General features: G+C 49.2%; 2 protein-coding genes. One reads left to right on the top strand and one right to left on the bottom strand.

Annotated elements, in window-relative coordinates; genetic code table 11:
* Positions 1-607: 607 nt before the first annotated feature.
* Positions 608-2,266: a methyl-accepting chemotaxis protein gene (locus tag Q7O77_RS15815; RefSeq protein ID WP_085652750.1), complete on the bottom strand. Its 1,659-nt coding sequence runs from the start codon at positions 2,264-2,266 to the stop codon at positions 608-610.
* Positions 2,267-3,156: 890 nt separating this feature from the next.
* Here Q7O77_RS15815 and Q7O77_RS15820 point away from each other — a divergent pair.
* Positions 3,157-3,470, top strand: a 314-nt coding sequence (locus Q7O77_RS15820; RefSeq protein ID WP_304169546.1) for a DUF943 family protein, incomplete at its 3' end; no start/stop codon positions are given.

The raw sequence follows: 3,470 nt of genomic DNA on the forward strand, positions 1-3,470 counted from the left end.
TCTAAATCCCCAAATAACAGAAATAACGCTTTGCCCGCGATGAGTCCTCTATAGGAATCCCCTTTTTATTCTTTAAAAAATAAGTCTCATTTCAGCCGCTATTATGCGTTTTCGCTTCCGCCGGATTGAGGGTAAATAAACCCTTGTTTTCGATTTTCTTTGCACGACAAAAGAAAAACAAACCGGTGATACCCACACCTAAAGCGGTCAATGAGTCGCCATCTTATTTCCACAACGCTGAGCGCGATCGGTGTTGTCTTGGCGGATCATCTGCATGGTTATCAAGCGCAGCGCAGCGGTTATCATGTAAAAAGGAGAGAGTTTATTGCCATCAGGCAGACGCAGCGCTTCCCTTGGGCACGCAACAAAGCATCGCGACACCATGAAAACGACGAGAAGATCAGAGGAAGGGAGCGGACGAGGAACGTCAGGCTGGCGGGCATCACGGTTTGCGAGTCCGCGATGCCCTATCACCAATCACTTGTCGGCAAACGGGGGAAATCCACTCGCCGACCGTACATCCATTATACGGTTCGGCCAGTTCCCCGGGTCATCGCCACAGCGTGAGAAACGTTGCGACGATGGATGATTGGCGCGCCTGTTTTTTTTAGAATTTCTCCCAGTTATCTTCGCCCGTCTTTTTACCGCCGGTAGTTGCAGGCAACGCTTTGACGCTGGAAGAAGACGACGTTTTCTTCGTTAGCGTCGGCCGTAACAGCGTGTTTTCATTCGTGGGAAGTTTGAAGGAAGAAACGGCATTCGTCAGGTGATGCACCTGCTCTTCCAGCGACGCGGCCGCAGCAGCGGACTCCTGAACCAATGCCGCATTTTGCTGCGTCACGCCGTCCATTTCCGTCACAGCTTGTTCTATCTGACCGATGCCGCGGCTCTGTTCGTCGGACGCCGTGGCGATTTCACCCATCAAATCGTTGATACGCGTAATGGAGGTGATAATGGCGGTCATCGCCTCTCCGGTCTTGGTGACCTGATCCGACCCCATGCGCACGCCGTTCACCGATTCGCTGATCAGCCCTTCAATCTCTTTCGCTGCCTGAGCGCTGCGCTGCGCCAGATTACGGACCTCACCAGCCACGACGGCGAATCCTCGGCCCTGCTCTCCGGCTCTGGCCGCTTCTACCGCCGCGTTCAATGCCAGTATGTTGGTCTGGAATGCAATGCCGTTGATGACGCTGGTGATGTCTTCGATTTTCTTCGAACTGGAGGTGATGCCCAGCATGGTTTCACCCACCTCTTTCGCCACCTTCTCCCCTTCCTGCGCGGCTTTGACCGCGTCCTGAGTCAGGCTCGTCGCCTGATAGACGTTCGCTGTATTCTGCTTAACGGTCGCGCCCAACTCTTCCATGCTCGCCGCCGTTTGCGCCAACGCGGACGCCTGCTGCTCAGTACGGGAAGAGAGGTCGATGTTGCCCGCGGCAATTTCCTGAGACGCGTGAGCGACGGTATAGCTCGAGTCGCGCACCTGCCCGATAATCTGCACCAGAGAGAGACGCATCTGTTCCATCGAGCGCATCAGATCGCCAATCTCGCCTTTCAAATGCGCATTGACCGTGGTTTCCAGATGACCATTGGCAATCTGGCTGCAGTGATCCTTGGCGATACCCAGCTGATCCAGCACAAAGCGTTTCAGCAGGATCATCATCCCAGCGATGATGGCGATAAACACCACGGCGAAGATCACAATCAGGGTCATTGAAAAGGTGAAGTTACTCTGCGCATCCTGATTCAGCGTTTTGGCATATTGCTCACGGAATTCCAGGAGTTTATCCAGCGCGATTTCGTACTGACGATCCAGCTGTCTAACAACGGCCAGCTGCGCATAAAACTTAGGTTCGTCATTTTTGGCCGCCGCATCCAGCAAAGGCTGCAATCCATCCTGACGATAGGCGAGATAAGTCGTGCGATACGCATCGGCCAGTGGACCTTCCGACGGTTGTTTAGGTGCATTCAGATAAGACTGAAACGCCGCATCCGCTTTCGCCATAACGGCATTCACGCCTTCCAGCATCGACTGAGAATTCTGACCGCCCCCTTTTTCCATATCCTCCATATATTCCATGATACGAACGCGCAGGGTGCGGCTGTGGTTGATGGGGTCAATGACCGACAGCACGACGCGTATTTCTTTATTCACACTATCCAGCGAATCGTTGCTGCGTATCAGCATCCAGACATTCGATATCGTACTCGCGAAAAATATAAGTAAAAGTGTACCAAGAATAATGAGAGAGAAGCGTTTGATTGACATGATGAGTCCTATAAATGAGCAAAATGACGATATTGCCGACATCATTACTATCGGCAGAAAAAGCGCGCAGTTAAGCTCAATTGGACTGTAAACATGAGTTGGAGCTGACTTTTTATCAAAAAACCAACCAAGATCAACCAAAACACAAAAAACCATTGATTAAAAAGAATAATTTAATTAAATGAATTTTGATGATTCAGTCTTAAATACTGAACATTACGCTGAAATCATGCTGAAAGGCATGGAAAATCACTCCCATATCACCCTTTGATGACAAGGAGAAGATGAGTCATTATTTGATCAGAAATAAAACAAAAAGATTGATACCGGGAAACCTGAGGAACCGCGCATTATCGTGAAGGTTTATTCATCTTTAACCTAGGGTATTATTCAACATACATTTATAAAACCCCGCCTTTTTTCAGCATAAACGCGAAGAAATGACGCAGAAAGACAGCATATACGATCAGCATCGCGCCCTGCTTCAACGAACAATCAACGCATCGGCAAAGTGTGGACTGAAGGGTGAATAAAGAAATGACACACTGAGAAACCCAAGCATATCGACACATCTGCAAGCCATGTAGAAAGAGAAAATAACCTTTGCCCACTCCACTGGCCGACGCACTGATTTTGCTCATCGGCGCCTGCAGCGTGGGGGCATCGTCAATGACTACAGCGTGTTTGTTCTTGAATTTGATGGTGGATACCGTGTTGATCGAGGTACGGACGAAGACACTGACTTACTTTGTTTTGACGATATGATTGCGAGGCAAAATGTATCGAGAAGATACCTTTGATATGGGTAGGCTGGAGTCAAAACACAGGGCAGTTCTACCGTTAGGTACTGCTTATGGACAAGCCCCTAATGAAAATGCAAGGGAAGCAATATGAACAAGCGAATAGTAGCTGGCGTTATCGCGGCCGCAGCCGGTGGTTATTTACTCTGGCAGTATTTAACTCCCGTGGAAATCGTAGCCGTACATGATGGCGACGTCGTTCTGGTCAAGCATTTCCCACATCTAAAAAACCGTCAGATTGCCTGGTGGGAAGCTCACAAGGACATGATGAAGGAGAAATATGGTGTTCCTCATAAGCTGAGTGATGGGGATTATCGCGTTTATATTCAGGACTTCGGTGATGGCTATCAAATAGACGGAAATAGAGAAGAAGATAATGATTTGTTGTGCTTTAACGACATGAA

The organism is Lonsdalea britannica, assembly GCF_946477055.1.
Lineage (GTDB): Bacteria > Pseudomonadota > Gammaproteobacteria > Enterobacterales > Enterobacteriaceae > Lonsdalea > Lonsdalea britannica_A.

Excerpts from the sequence above, each read along its gene's own strand:
- Q7O77_RS15815 (WP_085652750.1), bottom strand. The coding sequence starts at position 2,266 with ATGTCAATCAAACGCTTCTCTCTCATTATTCTTGGTACACTTTTACTT.